This is a genomic window from Aminobacter aganoensis, assembly GCF_014206975.1.
Taxonomy (GTDB): domain Bacteria; phylum Pseudomonadota; class Alphaproteobacteria; order Rhizobiales; family Rhizobiaceae; genus Aminobacter; species Aminobacter aganoensis.
Genome location: NZ_JACHOU010000028.1, coordinates 12,603 through 33,044 on the forward strand (window position 1 = coordinate 12,603; position 20,442 = coordinate 33,044).

23 protein-coding genes and 1 tRNA gene are annotated in these 20,442 nt (G+C 58.5%); 6 read left to right on the top strand and 18 right to left on the bottom strand.

What is annotated here, in order from left to right; genetic code table 11:
• Positions 1-296: 296 nt before the first annotated feature.
• The 3 genes from GGR00_RS26830 to GGR00_RS26840 all read left to right on the top strand — a co-directional run bounded on the left by GGR00_RS26830 (position 297) and on the right by GGR00_RS26840 (position 2,021).
• A complete protein-coding gene (locus GGR00_RS26830; RefSeq protein WP_184702460.1) occupies positions 297-1,241 on the top strand; it encodes a lysylphosphatidylglycerol synthase transmembrane domain-containing protein in 945 nt (314 codons plus the stop codon).
• A gap of 114 nt (positions 1,242-1,355) precedes the next feature.
• Positions 1,356-1,429 (top strand) — tRNA-Gln (locus tag GGR00_RS26835).
• A gap of 148 nt (positions 1,430-1,577) precedes the next feature.
• Entirely contained in the window at positions 1,578-2,021 is a 444-nt protein-coding gene (locus tag GGR00_RS26840; RefSeq protein WP_184702462.1) for a hypothetical protein, read from the top strand.
• Here the strand turns inward: GGR00_RS26840 and GGR00_RS26845 are convergent.
• From GGR00_RS26845 to GGR00_RS26905, 13 genes are all read right to left on the bottom strand, one after another.
• Positions 2,018-2,593: a hypothetical protein gene (locus GGR00_RS26845; protein ID WP_184702464.1), complete on the bottom strand. Its 576-nt coding sequence runs from the start codon at positions 2,591-2,593 to the stop codon at positions 2,018-2,020. The genes GGR00_RS26840 and GGR00_RS26845 overlap by 4 nt on opposite strands.
• Positions 2,594-2,595: 2 nt before the next feature.
• Positions 2,596-3,468 carry a DUF4747 family protein gene (locus GGR00_RS26850; RefSeq protein WP_184702466.1) on the bottom strand — a complete coding sequence of 291 codons (873 nt, stop codon included), beginning with the start codon at positions 3,466-3,468 and terminating at the stop codon, positions 2,596-2,598.
• A 180-nt stretch (positions 3,469-3,648) separates the two neighbouring features.
• Complete coding sequence (locus GGR00_RS26855; protein WP_184702468.1) at positions 3,649-4,233, bottom strand: hypothetical protein; 585 nt, start codon at positions 4,231-4,233, stop codon at positions 3,649-3,651.
• 261 nt (positions 4,234-4,494) lie between these two features.
• Positions 4,495-4,665, bottom strand: a complete 171-nt coding sequence (locus GGR00_RS26860) for a hypothetical protein (protein WP_184702470.1) — start codon at positions 4,663-4,665, stop codon at positions 4,495-4,497.
• A 942-nt stretch (positions 4,666-5,607) separates the two neighbouring features.
• Complete coding sequence (locus GGR00_RS26865; RefSeq protein ID WP_184702472.1) at positions 5,608-8,262, bottom strand: hypothetical protein; 2,655 nt, start codon at positions 8,260-8,262, stop codon at positions 5,608-5,610.
• Between the two features lie 9 nt (positions 8,263-8,271).
• Positions 8,272-9,891 (bottom strand): terminase large subunit, encoded by a 1,620-nt coding sequence (locus tag GGR00_RS26870; protein ID WP_184702473.1) that lies wholly within the window; start codon positions 9,889-9,891, stop codon positions 8,272-8,274.
• Positions 9,891-10,277: a P27 family phage terminase small subunit gene (locus GGR00_RS26875; protein ID WP_184702476.1), complete on the bottom strand. Its 387-nt coding sequence runs from the start codon at positions 10,275-10,277 to the stop codon at positions 9,891-9,893. The genes GGR00_RS26870 and GGR00_RS26875 overlap by 1 nt, the downstream gene beginning before the upstream one ends.
• Complete coding sequence (locus GGR00_RS26880; RefSeq protein ID WP_184702503.1) at positions 10,274-10,591, bottom strand: phage head closure protein; 318 nt, start codon at positions 10,589-10,591, stop codon at positions 10,274-10,276. Before GGR00_RS26880 ends, GGR00_RS26875 begins: the two co-directional genes overlap by 4 nt.
• Complete coding sequence (locus GGR00_RS26885) at positions 10,588-11,007, bottom strand: DUF3168 domain-containing protein (RefSeq protein WP_184702478.1); 420 nt, start codon at positions 11,005-11,007, stop codon at positions 10,588-10,590. The genes GGR00_RS26880 and GGR00_RS26885 overlap by 4 nt, the downstream gene beginning before the upstream one ends.
• Positions 11,004-11,435, bottom strand: coding sequence for an HK97-gp10 family putative phage morphogenesis protein (locus tag GGR00_RS26890; RefSeq protein ID WP_184702505.1), 432 nt, complete (start codon positions 11,433-11,435; stop codon positions 11,004-11,006). Before GGR00_RS26890 ends, GGR00_RS26885 begins: the two co-directional genes overlap by 4 nt.
• Complete coding sequence (locus GGR00_RS26895; RefSeq protein WP_184702480.1) at positions 11,425-11,730, bottom strand: head-tail connector protein; 306 nt, start codon at positions 11,728-11,730, stop codon at positions 11,425-11,427. The genes GGR00_RS26890 and GGR00_RS26895 overlap by 11 nt, the downstream gene beginning before the upstream one ends.
• The gene (locus GGR00_RS26900; protein ID WP_184702482.1) at positions 11,727-11,984 is read right to left on the bottom strand and encodes a hypothetical protein; all 258 of its coding nucleotides are present in this window, start codon (positions 11,982-11,984) and stop codon (positions 11,727-11,729) included. Before GGR00_RS26900 ends, GGR00_RS26895 begins: the two co-directional genes overlap by 4 nt.
• A gap of 367 nt (positions 11,985-12,351) precedes the next feature.
• Entirely contained in the window at positions 12,352-12,780 is a 429-nt protein-coding gene (locus tag GGR00_RS26905; RefSeq protein WP_184702484.1) for a hypothetical protein, read from the bottom strand.
• A gap of 24 nt (positions 12,781-12,804) precedes the next feature.
• Here GGR00_RS26905 and GGR00_RS26910 point away from each other — a divergent pair, with 24 nt between their 5' ends.
• A complete protein-coding gene (locus GGR00_RS26910) occupies positions 12,805-12,969 on the top strand; it encodes a hypothetical protein (protein ID WP_184702486.1) in 165 nt (54 codons plus the stop codon).
• On the opposite strand, the gene GGR00_RS26915 is transcribed toward GGR00_RS26910, so the two are convergent.
• From GGR00_RS26915 to GGR00_RS26935, 5 genes are all read right to left on the bottom strand, one after another.
• Positions 12,956-13,357 carry a hypothetical protein gene (locus tag GGR00_RS26915; RefSeq protein ID WP_184702488.1) on the bottom strand — a complete coding sequence of 134 codons (402 nt, stop codon included), beginning with the start codon at positions 13,355-13,357 and terminating at the stop codon, positions 12,956-12,958. The two genes, GGR00_RS26910 and GGR00_RS26915, sit on opposite strands and share 14 nt — an antisense overlap.
• A 10-nt stretch (positions 13,358-13,367) precedes the next feature.
• The gene (locus tag GGR00_RS26920) at positions 13,368-14,912 is read right to left on the bottom strand and encodes a phage major capsid protein (protein ID WP_184702490.1); all 1,545 of its coding nucleotides are present in this window, start codon (positions 14,910-14,912) and stop codon (positions 13,368-13,370) included.
• Positions 14,909-15,301 (bottom strand): gene transfer agent family protein, encoded by a 393-nt coding sequence (locus GGR00_RS26925; RefSeq protein WP_184702491.1) that lies wholly within the window; start codon positions 15,299-15,301, stop codon positions 14,909-14,911. The genes GGR00_RS26920 and GGR00_RS26925 overlap by 4 nt, the downstream gene beginning before the upstream one ends.
• Positions 15,301-16,554, bottom strand: a complete 1,254-nt coding sequence (locus tag GGR00_RS26930; RefSeq protein WP_343065657.1) for a phage portal protein — start codon at positions 16,552-16,554, stop codon at positions 15,301-15,303. Before GGR00_RS26930 ends, GGR00_RS26925 begins: the two co-directional genes overlap by 1 nt.
• A gap of 944 nt (positions 16,555-17,498) precedes the next feature.
• Positions 17,499-19,286, bottom strand: a complete 1,788-nt coding sequence (locus GGR00_RS26935; protein ID WP_184702493.1) for a DUF6538 domain-containing protein — start codon at positions 19,284-19,286, stop codon at positions 17,499-17,501.
• A gap of 390 nt (positions 19,287-19,676) precedes the next feature.
• On the opposite strand from GGR00_RS26935, the gene GGR00_RS28765 reads away from it, so the two are divergent.
• Entirely contained in the window at positions 19,677-19,883 is a 207-nt protein-coding gene (locus GGR00_RS28765) for a sunset domain-containing protein (RefSeq protein WP_082496406.1), read from the top strand.
• A gap of 255 nt (positions 19,884-20,138) precedes the next feature.
• Complete coding sequence (locus tag GGR00_RS26940; RefSeq protein WP_156381121.1) at positions 20,139-20,348, top strand: hypothetical protein; 210 nt, start codon at positions 20,139-20,141, stop codon at positions 20,346-20,348.
• Positions 20,349-20,442 lie beyond the last annotated feature (94 nt).

Below are 20,442 nucleotides of genomic sequence, written 5' to 3' on the forward strand. Positions count from 1 at the left end.
AACTTCCTTCTGGCGCCGCGCGAACCTTTCGGACGCTGCACGCGCATCTCATCTTGTGTTGGCGCCAGACTATCAGCGCCGGCCCCGATCACCAAGGCCCGCCGGCGCTGAAATTTGGCAACGCGGCACGGCGCCATCTGCTGGCCCGCTGCCTGGCCTGTCGAAAACCGCTGCTCGGGTTGAATAGCCGGCTTCGATGAGGCAAAGCTTGAGGACGAGCCGGTCGTGCGGGCGGACGCATAGCCACAACGAGGGACTGAAACGCCAGACCGAAAGGAACGGGCAAGCGCTGCTGCATGAAGATCAAGGACTTTATCTGGCCCGTCATCGGGCTCGCCGCCGTCGCCGTATCCGCCTGGCTGCTCTATCATGAATGGCGCGAAATCTCCCTCGACGATGTCTGGGACGGCCTGACCGCCATCCCCCTACACGGCTGGATCCTCGCCGCGATCAGTTCGATCGTCGCCTATGGCGCGCTGGCCGGCTATGACCACATCGCGCTCCTGCATGTCGGCAAGCGTGTGTCGTGGTTCTTCGTCACCGTCTGCTCCTTCACCACCTACGCGCTGTCGCACAATATCGGCGGCTCGGTATTTTCGGGCGCGGTGATCCGCTATCGCGCCTATGCCTCCAAGGGGCTGACCGGCCAGGAGGTCGGCGTGCTCGTCGGCATCTGCTGGTTCACCTTCGTGCTTTCGAGCGTGTTCGTCGGCGGCGTGGTGATTCTGCTCGAGCCTGGCCTGCTCGACCGCTACACAGAGGGCAGCTACGAAGCATGGTGGATCGCACTGGGCGTTGCCATGCTGCTGTCGGTCGGTGCCTACGTCTTCGGCAGCTGGCTGCATCTCAAGCCGCTCGCCATCCGCAGCTTCCGCCTGCATTATCCGGCGCTGCCGATCGTGGCGCGCCAGCTGATCATCGGTCCGCTGGAAATCCTGGCTGCCGCGGCGATCATCTATTTCGCCCTGCCCGCCGAGCACAACCCGGGCTACCTGATCGTGCTCGGCATCTTCCTGTTCTCGTTTGCGGTGGCGCAGGCCTCGCATGCGCCGGGCGGACTGGGCGTGCTCGAAGTGGTGTTCCTTACCGGCCTGTCGGAAATGGATCCGGCGGCCGTGCTCGCCGCGCTTTTGGTCTTCAGGCTGTTCTACCTCATCATCCCGCTCATTCTCGGGATCATGGCGGTGCTTGCCTTCGAGCATTCGCAATTCGGCCGGGGCACCAAAAAGGACGAGGTCTGAAAACCAAAATTGCCGCAGCCGGTGGGGTTGACTATTTCCCGGCTCCGGCTACAAGGCGCGCACAGGTGGCCGCGTCCAACGCGACCCGCCGGCGCCGGACAAGCTTCGGCCTGCTGGGGAATAGGTTAACGGTAGACCCACGGACTCTGACTCCGTTAGTCCTGGTTCGAATCCAGGTTCCCCAGCCACTGAACTTTTTTTGAATAAAACCAGCCACTTAGGTCCGACGCGAAAATCGCAACCGGAACAGTTTTCCGGCGCACAAAACCGGATCAATGGCCAGGTTGCGCTCTCATCTTCCCTACCTCACAATTCGATTCTTGCGTGGGGGAAAGCATGGATCAAGAGAGGCTAAGGCAGGTATGGCGCCAGACCAAGATCCCTGTCGTTATTCGGCGTGATGAGAAGGGCCACAAGTTGCGGGTGCGCCTCCCATATGACGATAACAACCGGAAATGGCTAAACACGGTCGGAAAGTCGTCGGTAACGTGGATCGACGGCAAGAGCTACTGGGAGCTTCCCCGGAGCTGGTTCAACAGCTTCGTTAATCGCGCCTTAGAACGCCACGGCAAGCTCTACGTGATTCAGCCCTATCGGGAGCAAGAGAAGTGCGCCAGGAAGTGCATGGAAGCCATGGGCCACGAATGCAATTGCTCGTGCATGGGGAAGAATCACGGAGCGGGCGTCAACGGGAGTTGGTTTGAAGTATCGGATACGTTCGCCACGCGCTGGAATGAGAAGGAAATCGCTTGCCGATTGATGGTCGCCAAAGGCCGTTAACGCCCAGCCTCTCCTGAAGGGTCTTTGATAATCGCCAAGCGATAAACCGCGAGTGCAGCGGCAATCATCAGAATGACAGAATAGACCAGCAAAAAGCAGCCTATAAACGAGCCGACCAAACTGACGCAAAGGAATATTTTTCGAGCGGATGGCTCATACACTTCCACGACCTTCATAAGGTCGAATAGCCAAGTCCCTTGATACAAGAAAGCCCACGCAAGGCATACCACTTGGATAAATATGTAGTGAAAGAAGACAGCGTTAATTGCCTCCAAATAACTCACGCCATGCGGCGCTGCAACTTGCCGCAAAGCACCCTTTATTCGCCCGCCGACTATGCTGAAAATGATCGCATAAGTTCCAAGGCTGAAGCCGAGAAGACTAGGGATAAGGTTCTCTGCCTTCTCGATCCATTTTGGCTCCACCCATAGAGAATAGCTTAAGCCGGTGATCAAGATCGCAAGCCCGAAGAACGGGGATGCGAGCATCCCCGTTATTCCACCGTAGGCACGTCGATAGCGATTCAGCCACTTGAAAAGCGTTCCCCATGGCGCGAACCAGCGACGAATCATCGCTATTGCCCCGCATTTCTGCGGGCAGGAATTAGTCCGAAAAACGCGCTCCGCTCACTTTGCTGTTCGGGGTCATAGCGGTCGTGCAATTCTTTCGGAAAATTCTCGCTATTCAGGCGCACGGCCCCTCTTTCATCCCGACCGACCACCTCCACCGTTCCGTTTTCGAGCGCAACCTTGCTAATTTTCTTAATATCGTCGTCGGGTTTTATCGATCCATTCCCTTCCGATTTATAAGACACTGAGAACTCCCTACTGCCAGTGCTTTCTAGGTGCTTCTCAATATTAGACTCAAAATTGTCGTCGAATATGTCAGTATTCGGCTTAAGGATTTTTATATTTATCTCTTTTATTCGCTTAATTGCAAACATCGATTCAAGAGAAGACTTATCTTGAACAATTGTTATTTTTGCCTCACCGAATTCGTTAGCGACTTCCGACCGAACCGATAACCCATTGAAAAAACGGAGCGCGGAACCCGCAGTAAGCACCTTACCCTTTGAGTAAGTTTGAAAATATATCTTGTGCTCCTGCACGTCGAAATAGAAATAGAACGCTGCAGCATTTGGAAATAGATTATGCGGGATATTTATCTCTGAAATATCCTCATCAGTTGCTTCTGCCATATGTTCGGAATTGAACCAATTTCCATCACCGTCAAATTTGACAAAAGTAGTGATTGCGCCGGTGATGACATTGCTCGCCGCACCGGAACGATCCAGACTGGATATCATCCCGTGCCGATCCCCATGCACTTGCGCAATCAATCGCTTGGAATAGATCGACTGCATCCACTGCATATAGATTTCCGGCGAATGCGGGTGGAGTCGAACATTCAACGCCGATGCGGAAACCTTAACTTTTCGTGCCATCATTCCCCCAATTCTTTAGCCCGTCTTCGGAAGCTATATGAATGAGGCCTTTTTCTTCAATCCCCTAAACAGATAAAGCCCGCCGGTTGAGCGGCGGGCTTGCGGTCAGACGCTACCAGGCGGCTTACGCGTTGAATCCTTCAGCGAGCGAGCCGCTGTAGTCCATGTATACTTCGCCCATCGCTACACCGCACATGCTGATCGCCCCAGATCGGCAGGGATCGTGTTCCGGCCGGAAAGGTCGTGGAGCATTCCCTTGATCCAGTCACGCGACGATACGGCCGCGAGAGGATAAGTGTTGATCACGCGACCGTGGAAGGTGCGCGGCATACCGATTGCTGTCAAAGCCTCGACAAGTTCACCGGTCATCTTGCGGTCGGACATCCGGGTAAGATCAAGGTAACGCTTGAGTGTATCGCGCAAGTCCCGACTCTCAGCACGATGAAGTGCCCTAGCCGTTTCAAGCATCAGGTTGGGGACGCCACGGGCGTCAATATAGGCGTCGCGTATATGGCGCAAAGCCTGCACAGCGCCCTCCATCTTATCCACCTTCTCATCAAGCGACGAAATGATGAATTCGTCGGTAGCGTGAGGATCATGCACAAGTGCCGCGATCTCGCCCACAAATGCATCTGCCCCGTCCACGTCCACTTCAACGCGCCCGAGTGCGTCAATGCCTGCGGGGCTAGCCAAGACCTCCTGAAATGAGGCCCTCGCGTCCTGGCTGTTTGCCAGTGCGTTCGGCGAAGTGCTATTGGTGTCGTTCATCGCTGGATCTCCATTGCTGCGATGTGTCGGCAGGTGAAGCGCCTGCCTCGCTTATCTGTCGGTTCGGGTGCGGGTTCCAATCGACGCCCGAACCGACAGAATTCCCAGACAGACGCGCATCGCCCCACGGACGCATAACGCGGCCGGGCGAACCTGCTTCGATTTGGGGAATACCTATAAGTCACAAGTGACGTTGGTTTTCACTAGGATTTTTTAGGAATTTTAAGGAATGCCGTATTTTCAATAAGTTATCTAAGAGCGTCAGCCCGCCAAGCCTTGAATGCTCGCTGGCCAGACGCCGCCGATCTCACCAAGCGCCTCTTGAATCTTCTCAATGTTAGGGCCGCCATCCATCGGCGACGGCTCGATCCCAGCGAGCGCGTTCACCAGCTTCCAATAAGTTTCGTTCGGCAGGTAGTTGTCAGTAGGCATGCTGTATTCCTGTGATGCTGATTTGCGCCGGGAATGTGAGTCATCACGGAATCGCTGTCAAGACAGATAACTTAATAAATTCAATCACTTAGATAAGTAAACGCTGACTTATCATCATGTGCGGTGTCGGCAAAAAAAGCCGCCCGGGGATACCTTCCGGGCGGCAGAGAGACAGAGTGTTTCAATTGGAAGATCTCAACGACGACAGTATAGCAAAATTACAGACAACTTGCATGTCCGGACAAGCTTTTTCCTTCATGGATTCAGTTGGTTAAATCGAACGTTCGCCTTCGGCTCACCTGCGCGGTCGCTTCGCTTCCTTGCTCGCGCTTCGCGCGAACCTGTAGTCAGCCTGTTGTAGGCAACCCCACCAAATCCCTGCAGAGGCTGACTTTCCCCTGTCATGAAAGCGAAGGGTGATCGCCGCTTTCATGACAGGGGATTCTTAGATGGGTCTGCATCGTCAGTGGTGAAGAGGCTAAGCTTGATAAGCCGGCGTGGTGGTATCCATTGACCACGCAAATACCTCCGAATCCTGATCCTGGGATCAATACGGTTACGGGCTCGCCGTAGCGAGTTCCGAGCACCATGCGCGACTTACCTTCAATCGCGACATGGCCGGTGTTGTGGTTCCACAATCTAGGGACTCACAGAGCACCGTCTTGTTGGCAGATTTTACGCTGAGAGAGCGTCGGCTCTAACTAAACCGGGCGTCCGTGCATTTTCTGACGGGGAGCTGTCGGTTCAATCTTCCGTTCGATCTGGCTATCTCATCGCGCCGGTCGGTCGGGGAAACCCCTCATGTCCCGGTTATCGCGGAAATAGTCTAGCGCCAGTATGGCCCTTACCCGATTATCAACCCGGGCGGACTTTTGCTCTGTCAGGTCGACAGTATAGCAAAACGTCGGATGCAATGCAGATGTTTTGCGCGCATCCGACGTTTTACCTACTCCTTGTATTGCCCATGTTGCCGGGCCGCATCTGGCGAGCGAGTTCGCTGACAACCGTTGCTCGCATCGTGGCTTCCATCGTCCGGCCGATCTTGGCGGCGAGGTCCGCGTTTTCAGCCGGCGTGCCGCCGCTGGCGTTCACCGTAACGGGGGCGTTGATGTTCACCGTGGGCGCTGGCGCAGTGTTGGCGTTCGCGGGAACATGGATACGGCGCACGGCTGGCGCGTCACCGGTATACCCACCCTCGGCGAAACCACGCAGTGCTCCCTGGTGAAGCGCCTCAAGGTTGCCTACACCGATCCGGCGCGTTGCCGCCTTGCTCATCACATACTCGCCCTTATGGACGACACCGGCGGGCTGATGCTTCCCGCCATCGCCGGTGTAGCCGCCATCTGCGAAGCCGAACAGCGATCCAAACAAACCACCGCCGCTAGCCGTCCCGAACAGAGCGGCAAGCGGCCCCTGCCCCAAGAGCATCGCCTGAAGGGCTGCATCGATAAGAGCATTGGCGAGGTTACGAACGGCGTCCGTCACCGACATAGTGCCGGTGAGCAAGCCGGAAAGACTCGACGTGAATTGCTGGCCGAACCACATACCAGCCTGTTGCAAGGCGGTCTGCGATTGTTTGGCCTGCTGGTTTTCACCGTCCAACTGCTGCGTCAGCGCGATCTTCTCGCGCATTTTCTGGATTTCTTCGTCTGTCAGCGAGATGCCGGCGCGCTTCGCCTCCTGCTGATACTGGTAAAGCTGAAGCTCGACACGCTGCTGACTGGCGGACATGCCGGAAATCGACTGTTCAAACCGGGCGAGGTCTAAACCTTCCTGCACGGTCGAATTGAGCCGCTGGCGCGCTTCGGCCTGCTGCTTGGCAAGGTCGATCTGCTTTTGCTGCCCATCGGTCGGCGCAAGCGGCTGCGAGGCTGTCGCAGTGCCGTTGTAGGCGTTCTGGATGGTCGTATCATCGACGTTGCGCAGGCCCTCCCATTCGTTGCGCAGGCCGGCCATATCGCTACCGCGACGGCGAAGCAACGCACGCGCTAGTTCGTCCTGGGTGCCTTCATCGAACAGCCTATCGCCGGTAAGGCCAAGCTCTCCCATGAGACCATGAAGGGTGCGGCGGGTGATCTGGTAGCGGCCCACCGCCGACGAATTGAACGAGTTGTTCGGGTGCGCCAGCATCGACTTCTGAAGGCCAAGGACCTGATCAAGCGTCATGCTGGTCAGGTTCACCGCACCACCGGTGAACGCGCCATAGCCGAGCGTCTCGTTGTAGCCGCGCCCCTTGTCTGTGCCTTCGGCCGCACCGATGAGGTCGAGCATGTTGTCGTGCTTGCCGAAGCGCGCAATCGACTTCGCCCGATTGGCGATGTCGGCGGCACCCAGCACCTCGCCCATAGTCCGGGCGCTGCCAGCGGCCTTGCGGAACGCCGCATCGATAACGTCGGTCTGCGACAGCGTTTCGAGTTCGGCCTTGAGTTCCGGGACAAGGCTTTTCAGATCGGCCAGGGCGGCCTTGAAGTTTCCCGCCGCACTGACATTGCGATTGAACGCGCCGCCGACATTCTGAGTGATGTCGGAAAGCTCTTTGAGCGCGCCCTTCAACTCGTCGCTACCACCGCCAAGCGAGACAATTTGTTCCTCAACGGCCTGGAGCGAGGCGCGAAGCTGGCGAAGCTCGAGCACCTTGGTCGCAAAGTCGGGACCGTTATCGAGGTCGGCTATCTGCTTCTGAAGGCGTGTGCGCTGTTTCTCGGCCTGCCTAAGCTTGGCCTCGTCGGAAAACAGGTAGTCATAGGCCTTCTGCTGCTTGTCATAGCCAGGAAGCCACTCGCCGCTCAGGGCCGAAATGATGCTGCCGGCATAACCAACGCCTTCGATTGCTGCCTGCTTCGCGTAGATCGTAACGTTGCGCCACAGGGTGGCGAACTCGGCGTCTATCTTCTTTGCGGCCGCGATCTGCTCATTGGTGAAGGTGGCGGCTTCGTTGCGCAGCTTCTGAATCTCGGCGACAGACAAGCCGAGTGCCTTGGCCAGTTCCTCCGCACCGGTGCCGCCGAACAGTTCGTCGAGGGCGCGCGTGCGCGCCGCTGCATCGAGCTTTTGGAGCTTCTCGACAAGCTCGTCGAGGAAGCGGCTCGGGTCGGCGAGCTTCCGGCCTACTTCCGCCGCACTGTAGCCGAGCGCTTCGAAAGCAGCCTGTGCGCTGCCCTTGCCGGTCTTGGCAAACTCGTCGCCGCGAATGTTCAGTTCCTTGAGCGCGTCGGTCATCCCGTCGATCGACATGCCGGTGGCGGTCGCTACGGCGTGCCACTGCTGCCATACCTGGGTGGTCACGCCGGCCTTCTTTGCCTCGCGGTCAACCTCGGCAACGGAATCGGCGATCTGCTTCACGGCCATCGCCGCGCCGGTGACGCCGGCAAAGACCGCGCCGCCGCGCAGGAAGGGCGCAAAGGCGCTTTCCAGGCCACCGGCGAGCTTATCGGCGGCGCGGCCTGTCATCTTCTCCATGTTACCGGAGAACTGCTTGGCGCGGCCTTCCATGCGCTTGAAGTTGTCATTGGTCGCACGGCCGGCGCGCTGCATGTCGCGCTCATACTTGTTAAGGCGGGCCTCAAGCGCGACCACAAGGCGCTGTTCGTCGTTCATGTTTGGTCCTTATGCTGCGTCGGCGGTCAGCCGGTCGAATTCGTCGGGGTCCAGGTCGAGGAAGGATTTTCGGTTGTCGTTCGCGGCGGCGCGCGCAACGGCCATGACGGCAGCAACCGCGCCGTCGATACGGTCGGTTTTCTTGCCCTTGTGCATGCGGACAAGGCCGGTGTCGTTTCGCGAGGCCACGACGCTATCGAAGTGGTGGCGTAAGACAGGATGCCCGCCGTGGCGAAGCGCCTTGCCGTTCACGACGCGCTCAAGGGTGCCGATTGCCGGTCCCATGGTGAGCGGCCCTTGGCGCATCTCGACCGCCGGCAAGCCATCGTCGTGCAATCGCTGCATGGTCATGCGTGCAAGGTGAGGATCGAAAGCGATCTCGCGCACGTCAAAGCTCGCGCAAAGCTCGCGAATATGCTGCTCAACCTCTGTCGGCTCGATCACCGGGCCGTCTATCACCGTGATCAGGCCATCGTCGCGCCACTGCTCGTAAGGCACGCCGTCACGTTCTGCCCTGCCCTTCAGATCGTCGCCGGGCACGAAAAACCATGGATGCACGATGATCCGGTCATCGTCGTGCCGCCACGCGGCGACAACGGAGGTCAGGTCGCCGTTCACCGACATATCAACACCGATGAAACACGGCAGCGCTTCCATGTCGGCGAGGTCGAGCGACATCTTGCCAGCGTCATAGGTCGCCATGTCGAACAGCGGGTCGCGGGAATGCGCCTGCCAGATATTCAGGTTGAATTGCTTGAAGGCGGCACGATCTGCCGGCCGATGCTCGGCTTCTTTCGCAGCCGTGCGCAGAGCGTCGAGGTTCGGGAAGCCGTGCGCAAGGCCGGGGTTGACGCGATGCCAAAGCGCCTCATCCTGCCAATCGTTGTCGTTGGCCGCCTCAAAGATGATCGGCAGATAGGCCGGATTGTCGATCTCGCCGCGCGCCACGCGCCGCGCATATTCGTATTGGTCAAAGCCGATGTTCTCGGATCCACGGCCGGCCGTGGTGGCGATCACCAAAAGCGTGCCGCTGGTCTTCACCATGCCGGACTTCAAGGCTTCCCAGAGGTCACGGCCCTTCCACACGTGGATTTCATCTACAAGCACGAAGGCCGGTGTCTTGCCGTGCTGCGCAGCGCCGTCGCTGGAAATAGCCTGAAGCTCGACGCCTTGCGCCTTGAAGGTGATTTTCTTCGCGCTGTTGTGCGCGTCATAGATGCGGGTCGCGGCGACAAGGCGCTTGTCCATCCGCACGATGTTTGCGGCTTCCTTGAAACCAAGGCCGGCTTGCTCGCGGTCGGACGCGGCAAAGATCACCTGTCCGGCTGGAACCTTCTCCGGGCCGATGGTGTGCAAGAGCGCGAGCGCAGCGGCGAGGCTGGTCTTACGGTTCCCGCGTGGAACCATCCAGAAGGCAGTTTCCACGATGCGCCGGCCGTCGGGGTGGCGCGGTCCATAGATACCGCGCACCATACGCTCAAATGGCCGGTAAAGCTGAAAAGCGTGGCCGGGTGCGCTGCTGTTCGGATGCTTCAGGCGGCGAAGGAACTCAACGGCGCGCTCCCCGTAGCCGAGCGGATCGGGAATCGGCGAATTGTCGAACAGCCATTCGGGATAGGTGCTCGCCATCACGTCACCGCGAGCGGGTTGTCGTCGTCATCGTCGGCGTCGGCAGAACCGACGCGAGCACGCGACGTAGGCGTTAGCCCGTATTCGGCGGCAAGCTGCCGGGCTGTTTGCATGTAGCGAATCTGCAAGCCGCCAAGCTTCAGGTCGGGAATAGGCATTTCGGCCATAAGTTCGGTGATCTGGTCCACCACGCCGACGGCAACGCAATAGTTCACGACGCCAGCAAGATCGGCCTTGGTGACGATCCGGCGGGTGATCAATTGCGGCATGACGCGCTTCCATTCGGCGCGCGCGTAATCATTCATCCGCGCCGGGGCGACAGGGACCTTGGTCAGCGCCTGATGGTCGGTGGACAGAGCCGGCTTGACGCCGCGAAGGTGCGTCATGCGGTAGCCACCGCCCTAAGCTCAAGGCCGCGTCGGCGGCCGATCTCGGTCACTTCCTTGAGGTCATAGACCTGTCCGGCATAGGTCACGCGGTCGGCCGTGGTGATGCCGGCGAGATAGCGGATACGGAACGCGATGTTGCCGCTTTCCGCCTCCCCGAAGCCGGTCAGGAACTCTGATGCCGCCGATGTCACGATCTCGGCGCGCACCGTGGCGACGGGCGTCCAGGCAGCGACCACCGCGCCCGAGTCCGAAACGGCTTCGGATTTGCGTTCAATGGTGATCGTGCGATCAAGCTTGCCGGCGCGCATCATACGCTCCACCGCATGACGGCTTCCACGGTGATAACGCCGTGGGTGTAAGCTTGGGCCGGATTAGGGTCGCGCATCCACCGGATGGCCGGCAGGCTGAATTCATCGAAGGCGAAGCTGGTTGCGTCGGGCGCTTGCTTCAGCACGTTGGACACGGCAAAGCCAATGGCCTTGGCAGTGTCAGCGCCGTCTTCCAGCGCCCAAATATGAAGGTCGAGGAATACGCGCGCGACATATTGCGAGCCGGAAGCGTTGCCGAGAAAAATGGTCTGGCCACCGCTCATGATGATCGACGGCAGCTTGTCCGGCCGCGTCGAGCCGGCGCGGATATGATCAACGGGCACAAGCGCGGCGACGGCCGGCGAGGCAACCAGTGCCGAACGGATGGCGGTCTGTAGGGCAAGCGTCGGTTCGATCATTTTCCATTCCATTCGTCACGCACGGCTTTCCTAGCCGCACGGTTGAGGCGGTTCTGAAGGCGCAGGCGAAGCAACCGAAAGGCAGGCCAAAAGAACGGCTGTGCTTCAGCCTGGGCCGTGCCGAACTCGACAAGGTGCGCGTAGCGAACATCGGTGTTGCCGGCAGTCACGATCACTTCCGTCTCACCAGCAACACGCGAGCCGCCGGGCTGCGAATACGGCAGCGTCGATTGGCCGGGCTGTGTGACAGCGATGCTGTCGATCAACGCGCCGGTGTCGCGGGAGCTTTCTGCCAGCGAGCGCTGTGCGTCGGCGAGTTCGTCACCGGACTTAAGAAGCGCCGGCATAACGGCTGCGCGCGGTGCCTTACGGGCGCGCTCGATAGCAGCCAGGGTCGAGGCAAGGCCGTTGTCGTTCTTAGGCGGCATCTTCGCCAAACCAGTTTTCGCGGTAGGCATCGGCGATACTGGTCACGCTGAAAGGCGCGATCTGCATGGTGCCGCCGAAAGCGACGGCCTCGCGCTGCTCGTAATGGAACGCAACCAGCTTCAGCGCTGCAAGCTTGAGGTCAGCCGGCAGTGGGTCAATGTCGGCGAGCGGCTTACCGATGTAATTGGACAGGTAGGCGTCGGCCGCGTCGAGGTAGAGGGAAATCAGGTCATCGTCGGTCGAACCGTCGACATTCATGTGCGCCTTGGCGAGCGCAAGGGTCACGATGCTCATGCGTTTTCGGCCTTTTCTGAAAAAGTTATTTCGGGACTCTCTTGTGCGGTGCTCCCCGCGCCGGTCCCCTCGACAGGCAGAAAGTTGAACACCACCCCCGCTCGGCGCTGCTGGACGCTCGGAATGCAAACAGCCTGCTCGACGCTCCAACCCTCCTTCAGGCGGGCATAGATCACCTTGTGCTCGACGCCGGATATTTCGGAAAGCTCGCGAAGCAGGTAGCGGTGGCCACGGAATTCGTAGAGGCGGATCATTGGCGTTGGTTCCTATAAGTTTCGGCGGGTGTCATTGGCGCACCTTCGCGAATGTAATCGCGGGCATTGCAGCGCCGGCAACCGGGACGCCAGTTGGCGCGCACCATGCGAAGCTCGGGGTGCCGGCGGATGCTGACAATATGTCGGACAAGCGTTGCCGGTGCGCCGCATTCACAGTGCTTATTGCCGGGAAGCTGAAGGAAGGCGCGGGCGGCTTCCTCCCATGCACGGTCATAACCGCGACGGCTGGCGTTCTCGCGGCGTGCATCGTGGCGGGTGTTACGCTCGCGGGCGGCTTGGCGCTGGCACTCACAACGAACGCCGTGCGGCACGATACGGCCACAGGTGCAAAGGTGCGGTGGGCGGCTCATGTTGCCCTCTGCTTGGCTAGACCGCGCAGTTTCGATATCCCGGCCTTTACCTTCTCAGGGGCAATTTCCTGGCGCGGATCATCCGACTTGGGATCTGCGTCGTCGGGGCTGCCGTGGATGGTTCTAAGCATGGCGATGTGGCCGGCGAAGGCCTCATTGATTTCTGTCGGCGTGGCGTTCCACGCAACTTCCGGCGCCCAGTGGAGTGCGCCTGTCGCCGTGCGGAAAAGCTGGCGGTAGAAGTCAGGCCAGGGCATCGGCTTGATGTTGGATTGGGGCTTGGTGTCGTTATCGGATACCGGGATGAACCCGGCGCATAATGCGAGCAACGGTGCGGTAATGGCGTCGGCAGCGCCCTTGAGCGGCGTGCTGTCTATCTGGTCGAGGAAGGCCGTTGCCTCTCGGCGGTCGGTTGCGGTGGCCATGATGGCAGTTCGAACAGTGCCAACATGGAATTCGCTGACATGCCGAAGCAGGCCAGCGAAACCGTCATGAACACGCTCAAGGCGGGAAGCAGCCCGCAAGGACGGGCGCAATCGGACGGTGTGGCCACCGAGCGCAAGCGTGATCTCGTCGATTGCGGGCCGGAAGGTCATGGCGCTATGCCAACGTAGGCTGCACAATAGGGCGAACCCTCGGGCGACCCTTGATTGCGACCACGCTCACATTGCCGGAGCCGGAAACCCTGACTTTGATGTAGCGATGATGCGTGCCGTTGCCGATGTGAACGGTGCTGTTTGCGGGAAGTTCCAGTTTTGGCCTAAGCTCGACATACTTTCCGGTGGGCTCAGGATCGAGGGGCGCGGCAAATTCGGCGTCCAGGACATCGCTACCCCAAAAAGTGACATTCACTCCATATGGAGAGTCCACATCACCGGTCGAGATAGCGATTGTCAGGCTCCCAAAGTCGCGAACATCAATTGCCTCGCTGGTAAGAGAGTCGCCTATACTCTGCGGAGCGATGACGCTCACAACCGCGATATTGTTTGCAAGATCACGCATGGTCGCCGCCTTAGCTCGTTGCCATCTTGAGCTTGCGCAGCGCCTTCGGCTGCACCACGTCGCCACCAACGCGGTGGCGGGCGTGAATGCGGATCAGGCCTTCCGTCGCAAGCAGATACGGATTCGAGAACACCGAAAGCCCCGACAGGCGATCATAGATGCGGTAGGCGGTGGCGAAGTCGCCAAACGCAATCGGGAACTCGTCGGCCTCGATATCCGGCATGTCGATCATTTCGACCACAGGGCGGCCGAGAATGGTTTCGGGCTGTCCTGCCTGATAGGACGGCTGCCAGAGGTAGTTGCCCTGGCCATCCTTCAGCTTACGGATGGTGGCAAGCGTCGTGCCGCTCATGGCCCAAGTGCCACGGTTCCGATAGCCGGCAGGCATTGCATACATAAGCGAGATCAGCGCATCGGCCGACAGATTGGCTGCATGGCCGTTGAGCGTAACGTCGATATCGTCGGCGGTCATGAAACCGCGCGGCGCGAGAACGCCGTCGCCGTTGACGAATGCCGCGTCTTCCTTCTGACCAAAGTCTTCGGCAAGCGACATGCGCACTTCGGCCTCGGCGGCCGGTGCATCCTCTTCAAGCCAGTTCGAAATATCGACCAGGGTGCCGATTTCCTTCACCGGCAGTTCGATCTGCCCGAAAGACGGCTCGCTGCCGGTAGTGGCCTGGGTTTCGCCCTTCCACAGGGCGTTGGTGCGACCGATGCGCTTGGGCAGGGTTACAGCCGGGGCGGCCGTCTGGCGAACGGTGGCGAGCGCGCGCATAGGCGAGAACTCGACAAGATCGCGAATGAACTCAGACGAGATTTCGGCCGGTGCGAGATAGCCGCCCCGCGCGTCATTCGACACGACAAGCGCCTTGAGTTCGGTCGCATCCTTGCCGTGGCGAAGATACGAACGGAACGCCTTGCGCTCGTCATTGTCGTTCTCGGCGGCCGGATGATTGTTGTTCGCCGCAATCGGGCGATTGGCCTTGGCCTCGATCTTGTCGAGACGGGCCTTGAGCGCGTCGAATTCCTTCTTTTCAATCACCGGGTCAGCCTTCGCTTCCAGCTCGTTGACTGCTTCATTTGCCATTTCATTCTCCTTGACAGGTGCCGCGCCATCGGCGGCTTTGATCGTCGTGATTTGCGCGCCCGGATGGCAGGGGACCGCGACAACAGAGATTTCGTGAAGGTCGAGCGCCGTGATCGTCCGGCCGTTGCGGCGGGGTTTGGCGCTCTTGGTAACAAAGCCGATGGACAGGCCGGTAACGGCCTTGGCCTTGATCATGGCGCGAACCTCGCGGGCGCGCGCCACGTCATCGACCAGCAAGCGACCCTTTACGGTGAGGCCCTCGGCGGTTTCGGTGATCTGGTCCCAGACGCCAATAGTGTCGCGCTGGTCGTGCGCAAACAGCATCGGCACTGAAGTCGGCGCGGTGAAAGCGCCCTTTTCGATCACATCGCCGACACGATCAGGCGAGCCGAACGGCCAAGCGAGGCCGGTAATCTCGCCGGTGTCGTCAACGGTGAGCGCGGCCTTGATTTCGAGGCGTTCGGTCATGCCGGCACATCCGCATATGCTTCGCGGATTGCGGCGGCGAGGTCGCCGGTTGCTGCGGCCTGGGGCAAGTCCGAAACAGTTTCGGAAATGGCCGGCGTGCCGCTCCACCGGGCCTCAAGAATATCGGCCGCAAGCTGGAACGCCTCAATGATCGGCGTCGGTCGAGCGTAAGCCTCGACAAGCTCGTGCGCATCCTTCGGCGACATGCCGCCGCCGATCAGGCCGAGCCGGATTGTTTCGATGATGTCGGCATATTGAAACTGCCCGGTCATGACGCGCGTGTAGATCGCGCCGATGGCCGCTCCGGTCTTGCGCTCAAGCTCCTGAATCTGGTCAGACGGCAGGGCGAAGGTCTTTTCGCCATCCCCGAAAAAGGCGACGTGCTTCATTAGGCTGCGTCCTTTGCACCGGCGTTGTCGTTGTCACCGGCAGGAATCTTCCCGGCCGGCGCGCTGGTCGTGGTGTAGGGATTGGCAAGCTCGTCGCCGCCTGCGATGGCCGGCAGGTTCATGGCCGCGCGGACTTCGTTCGGGGTCATGGCGCGCATAGCGACCAGCTTGCCGAAGATTTCCGCCCTGCCCGCCGCGTCGGCGCGCTGAAGGTCATCAATGACGAATTCGAAATAGAGGTCGTCGCGCTCGTCGTCGGTCAGAAGCACAGTCGCGTAGGCGTCCTGCCAACGGTCGAGCCAAGGCCGAAGGCAAAGCTGAAGGAAGCTCGCCGCCATCTGTTCGGCGTTGCTCCACGTCGCGCGAGAAAGCTCATAGAGCATGTGCGGCGGCACGCCGAAGATTCGGGCGATCTCGCGCACCTGCTCCAGGCGATTCTCAAGGAACTGCGCGTCGGTCGAGGTCATGGCCGGCTGGTCGAATTTCCAGCCACCATCGAGAATCAGCGGGTCGCCGTTGGCGCTCTGCCTCCAGTTTCGGAATGACTTTAGAATGTTGCCGATGGTCTTCGCGCCGCTGTCGTCGCCGCCGAGCGCCTTGCCCTCATTGGAGATAACGCCGGACGGTCGAGCACCAGAGCCGAAGAACTGTGACGCATGGCGCTCAAGCACCATGGCAACGCCGATGGCCTCTTTGCCGAGCGTAATGGGCGATGCACAGCCGAAGGCAGGCAGATAGAGCACGTCGCGATAGGACAGGCGCACCTGCCGGTTATTCGCTTGCTGCACCAGATAAAAGGGCTCGCCGTCATCTTCGAAGCGGCGTTGCACGGTGCCAGGTGCGAGCCGATGAAGCTCGAAAGGCCGGTCATCGCTGGTGCGGGCAACCTGGGCGTATCCTGCACCGTGCATGAGGGCATCGGCGGTTAGGTCAACGCGAAGCTGACCGGCGCTGGTCCAGTCGTTCGCGCGGTTATGGGTGAGCTTGTAAGCGGTGTCCTTGGCAGCTTCCTTGCTGTCGCCTTCCTCGCGGTAGAGCTTGCAGGGGAGCGATCCGACAGTTTCAGAGATAAGTCGGACGGCTTGAAGCACTGCCGGGACGCGCAAGGCAGTGCTGGCAGTAACAGCCACGCCAGAGGCGGACGGAATGACGCCGAACAATTCAGCAATGGCAGGATCGGACAGAGGCAGCGCCTTCTGCTCCGATCCATAACCAAGTGACTTCTTTACGCCGTTGAACGCCTTACGCAGCACTACAGACAAACACCTAAGATTGAACCTAGGAATATTGTCTCATACTGCGATTCTTGCGGTCAATAAAAAAAGGAAAGTAATCCTATAAAGTTTCAAATCGCCTTACAAACCCTCGCCAGGTCGAATACCCCAACATTGTAAATCTCCACGACTCGTCCATAGGTGGATGGCATGAAAGAAATAAGAGCTTCTCCTTACCGGCTAGGCGCGCACGAGTTCTTGCGCGCAATGCGCTCAATGACGAAATTCGTGGAACCAGAGAAGATTTTCGCCGACCTTTCTGAGGCAAGACGACGGAGCGCGAATGCCTGCGGCAAAGGCCTTTTGTATTCTATCTTGTTGTTAATGATAATTTCTTCAACTGACTCAAATCTACTCATAAGAATAAAAACGCCGATATCCGACATCAGCATCATGAAGATCTACGCAGTATTTGCTCTTTCTGTGATTTCTTCATTTTCGATTATTGAGTTAGTAAATTGCTTTACCCTTAACGAATACCAGCGCATATTTTCTGATAAAATACTAAATTTTGACAACGCCTCCGCCAGAGCAACAATATATGATCCATCTAGCGCATGGTCTCATGGCCTCAGTATTCAGTTTCGATTTCTATCCACAAACACATACCACGCAATAAAATCGATTATTGTAATATCTATTTTATTTTTGCCTGTAATAATTTCCTATATTATTATATATTATTACTGCTTTTCATTTATGTCAGAATACATCTTGGGACACAGTTACGTTGCCTTTGGTGATGCTCTTTCAATTATATCTATAATATCTATGATAGCTCCATTTTCTATAGTTCTTTTTCTTGCGATTCCAATAAACCTAAAAAGAAACAACTCATTCATAAGGTGGATATTTTTGCTTCGCATCTACAGAAGGGCTGAAGTTCGACGCATGGTGCCGAACCGCTGGCTGACACCAAAGACCTAGTAGAGGTGATCAAGGTGCAACTCGGAATAGGCGATGGAGTTCACCAGATCAACGCGCCGCTCAAGCATGCCCTGTGGCATGATGCCGTAACGGCCAGTCATGGTCGCGCTAGTGTGTCCAAGGATGAAGCCGAATTGCTCGTCTAGATGCCCTGCCCTGCGCAAGGCGTCGGCCGCACCATGCCGGAAGCTGTATAGCGACAGTCCGCGCCCGTGCTTGATCTCAAGCCGCGTAAGGTAGCGACCGAACTCACGCGAGAACTCGGCGATCATCTGGCCGCGCTCGTTGCGTTTGGCCTCTGGGAATAGGCGACTGTGCCCGGCCTCCTCCATGCCGTCGCGATATTTGATGAAACCGAGCCGGATCAGCTCGGGGTGCACCGGGACGACGCGCATCGAACCTTGCGTCTTTACGCTCTTGTCGCCGTCGCCTTCCGTGGTGATATGCATAATCCAATGGCCGTGCTCTTGGCGCACATCCGCAACGGAAAGCTGGGCAATCTCCGCTGGGCGAGCACCGGAGAACAGCATAACCAGCGGCACCCAGTAACGATGATCACGAATACGGACGTTGCCCGGCCTGGCAACGTTGCGCCATTCATCGGCGCTCTGACATCCAGTGAACAGCGGCGACTTGAAGAGCACATTCAACTGGTCAGTCGTAAACGGCAGCGTCGTCTTATCTTTCGGCTTTTTCAGGAACATGCCATCCGTTGGATTGCCGTCCAGATAGCCATGGGCAACCAACCAGCTACAGAAGGCGCTCAGCCCCGCAAGGTAGCGGTTCACGGTGCGCACGGTGATAACCGGCTTGCCGACTTTCTCATTGTGCCGGACAATCTGCGCCAGTTTCATCCCTGCGAAGGCATTGCTGTCCGTCGCCTTCACTGGATACTTCAGCAGCAGTGCCTTCCATTCACGGACGGCCTTCTTGTCGACCCTATGAACAAGGCAAGTGCTCCCGACGTAGTCGACAAAAGTGCCGACATCGCGCCGAGCCTGGGCAATCGTATCCGCCGCGATGCCCTTTGGGTTTTCGGCAGCGTATTGCTCGAACAGCTCCATGAGGGTTTCGCCGGGCTTCGCCTGCTCACGAATAGTGCCGGTGGCGGGCACTACTATGGGGTCCTTCGGAGAGCCGCCATAGTTGCCCTTGTCGCGCTCAAGAGTGCGTTCAAGGGCCTCGATCTCAGCCCTGATCAAGCGGCGGGCAATATCGCCCCGATCCGGTGACAAGGGATCGATCAGCAGCTTGTTGCGCTCAAGATAGTCGTCCACCTCATAGTCGATCAGAGCAGTTTCACCTTCCACGAGATGCTTGCGCAACGCGAGCAGCTTCACGCGCCTGCTATTGGCATCGAACTTCCTACGATCCTTCAGGGCAGCGACATCAAGGGATACATCGAACATTGCCAACGGGTCGCTGTGATCGATGCCTTCACGTTGAACGCGCTCAATCGCCTGCTCCATTGCCACGCCGATCTCGGCTTGGGTCGGCATCTGCTGTTGTGCCTGCTCGTAGCGCTCAAGAGTGTCCGTGTAGTGCTGCCAAACGGCATCGGCCTTATCGTCCACCGTCAGAATGCCCCGGGCTCGGGTGCCTTCGAATTCTGCGCGCCAAGCCTCGATTACCGGCCACAAACGCGTTTTGGCCGTCGTCTCGTCTTTCGTGCGCAGCGATTTCTTGCGGGTCGTGGTGCCGTAAAGGGGAACCAAATCCACAGGAATGTCGACACGAGCATAATAGGTTGCGCCGCGCCGCTCCAAGTATGTCAGCCTTGCCATCACGGTCCTTCCGTAGCACCATTCCGGAACATCAAACCGGAACAGTTCTAGACTAAAAAACCCTTACTGCGCAATATATTGCACAAAAACATAGGCTTAATTTTTCTTGGATTACTGTCCAGGTTCCCCAGCCATTCTTACTTAATCACCCAAAATCAGCTATTTAGATGAATTCACCGGACGAAATGTCGGCAAATTCTAGAACAGCGTTTTTGGCTTCGTTGGCCGCCCGGCAAGCATCATCACGCTATACGTGCATGATGGCGCCGAAACGCCATCATAGGACGCATTGGGCCGCGCAAGGCCACAGGTTGCGCAGGACGCCATGGCCGGCGTTCCCCGGTATCATGTTGCTGGGGCGTTTTTGGCGCTGTAGCGCTCTCTAGTGGGGTGCCTGCGAACAGCATTGCTGCCGCCCTGCCGGCTCAGGTTTGCAACATCAAAGGCAACGTTAGCCAGAACAACGGCCAGCGCATCTATCATGTGCAAGGGCAGCGTTATTGCGAGGAAACGCGAACCTCGCAATCGCAGGGCGAACGCTGGTTTTGCTCGGAAGCAGAAGCTAGGCGCGTGGGATGGCGCAGGTTGAGGGTGTGAGCCACTAACCGATATTCATCCGGCAATATGCTGCTGTCGCTGCAGCCAACACGCAGGCGACCGATGCAAGCCCCGCTACAATCGCTAACCAGTGGGTGCGCCCTATCCAATTATTTGTCTTAGGGTCCCAATGCGGCCAATGATCGTTTGACTCGATCACTCTGGGATCGACGCTCTCATAGAGCGCGTAACGCAGCGTCCAGTTGATCCACACCGCAAAGCCGAAGGCCAAATCCAAGATATGAGGCCAGTTACGTGTCGTTGTGGCTCCTTCAGATCGCGCTGGGACTTCTGCCACTGGCGATCGTGCCTCTGCTCGGTGCCGTCGTCGCCACCGGGGTGGCGACCATGCTGTCGGCCGTTCTTTCGGGGATCATCTCGATCGCCGTCGCCGTTTCCTATGTCGAGCTGCGCTACGTCAAGGAAGGCGCCGATGTGAAGGAGCTTGCAGAGATTTTCGCGTAAACTGGCCAAACTTTTACGGGCGGCAGTCATGGCGTTCGGCATTGCGATCACGGCGGATGTCGCCGTTCGAATTGCTTCCGTCTTCGCTCGAAAC

What these genes read in the sequence shown, in the direction of transcription:
- GGR00_RS26830 (WP_184702460.1), top strand. Translation starts at nt 297, where the DNA reads ATGAAGATCAAGGACTTTATCTGGCCCGTCATCGGGCTCGCCGCCGTC.
- GGR00_RS26840 (WP_184702462.1), top strand. Translation starts at nt 1,578, where the DNA reads ATGGATCAAGAGAGGCTAAGGCAGGTATGGCGCCAGACCAAGATCCCT.
- GGR00_RS26845 (WP_184702464.1), bottom strand. Translation starts at nt 2,593, where the DNA reads ATGATTCGTCGCTGGTTCGCGCCATGGGGAACGCTTTTCAAGTGGCTG.
- GGR00_RS26850 (WP_184702466.1), bottom strand. Translation starts at nt 3,468, where the DNA reads ATGATGGCACGAAAAGTTAAGGTTTCCGCATCGGCGTTGAATGTTCGA.
- GGR00_RS26855 (WP_184702468.1), bottom strand. Translation starts at nt 4,233, where the DNA reads ATGAACGACACCAATAGCACTTCGCCGAACGCACTGGCAAACAGCCAG.
- GGR00_RS26860 (WP_184702470.1), bottom strand. Translation starts at nt 4,665, where the DNA reads ATGCCTACTGACAACTACCTGCCGAACGAAACTTATTGGAAGCTGGTG.
- GGR00_RS26865 (WP_184702472.1), bottom strand. Translation starts at nt 8,262, where the DNA reads ATGAACGACGAACAGCGCCTTGTGGTCGCGCTTGAGGCCCGCCTTAAC.
- GGR00_RS26870 (WP_184702473.1), bottom strand. Translation starts at nt 9,891, where the DNA reads ATGGCGAGCACCTATCCCGAATGGCTGTTCGACAATTCGCCGATTCCC.
- GGR00_RS26875 (WP_184702476.1), bottom strand. Translation starts at nt 10,277, where the DNA reads ATGACGCACCTTCGCGGCGTCAAGCCGGCTCTGTCCACCGACCATCAG.
- GGR00_RS26880 (WP_184702503.1), bottom strand. Translation starts at nt 10,591, where the DNA reads ATGATGCGCGCCGGCAAGCTTGATCGCACGATCACCATTGAACGCAAA.
- GGR00_RS26885 (WP_184702478.1), bottom strand. Translation starts at nt 11,007, where the DNA reads ATGATCGAACCGACGCTTGCCCTACAGACCGCCATCCGTTCGGCACTG.
- GGR00_RS26890 (WP_184702505.1), bottom strand. Translation starts at nt 11,435, where the DNA reads ATGCCGCCTAAGAACGACAACGGCCTTGCCTCGACCCTGGCTGCTATC.
- GGR00_RS26895 (WP_184702480.1), bottom strand. Translation starts at nt 11,730, where the DNA reads ATGAGCATCGTGACCCTTGCGCTCGCCAAGGCGCACATGAATGTCGAC.
- GGR00_RS26900 (WP_184702482.1), bottom strand. Translation starts at nt 11,984, where the DNA reads ATGATCCGCCTCTACGAATTCCGTGGCCACCGCTACCTGCTTCGCGAG.
- GGR00_RS26905 (WP_184702484.1), bottom strand. Translation starts at nt 12,780, where the DNA reads ATGGCCACCGCAACCGACCGCCGAGAGGCAACGGCCTTCCTCGACCAG.
- GGR00_RS26910 (WP_184702486.1), top strand. Translation starts at nt 12,805, where the DNA reads ATGGAATTCGCTGACATGCCGAAGCAGGCCAGCGAAACCGTCATGAAC.
- GGR00_RS26915 (WP_184702488.1), bottom strand. Translation starts at nt 13,357, where the DNA reads ATGCGTGATCTTGCAAACAATATCGCGGTTGTGAGCGTCATCGCTCCG.
- GGR00_RS26920 (WP_184702490.1), bottom strand. Translation starts at nt 14,912, where the DNA reads ATGACCGAACGCCTCGAAATCAAGGCCGCGCTCACCGTTGACGACACC.
- GGR00_RS26925 (WP_184702491.1), bottom strand. Translation starts at nt 15,301, where the DNA reads ATGAAGCACGTCGCCTTTTTCGGGGATGGCGAAAAGACCTTCGCCCTG.
- GGR00_RS26935 (WP_184702493.1), bottom strand. Translation starts at nt 19,286, where the DNA reads ATGGCAAGGCTGACATACTTGGAGCGGCGCGGCGCAACCTATTATGCT.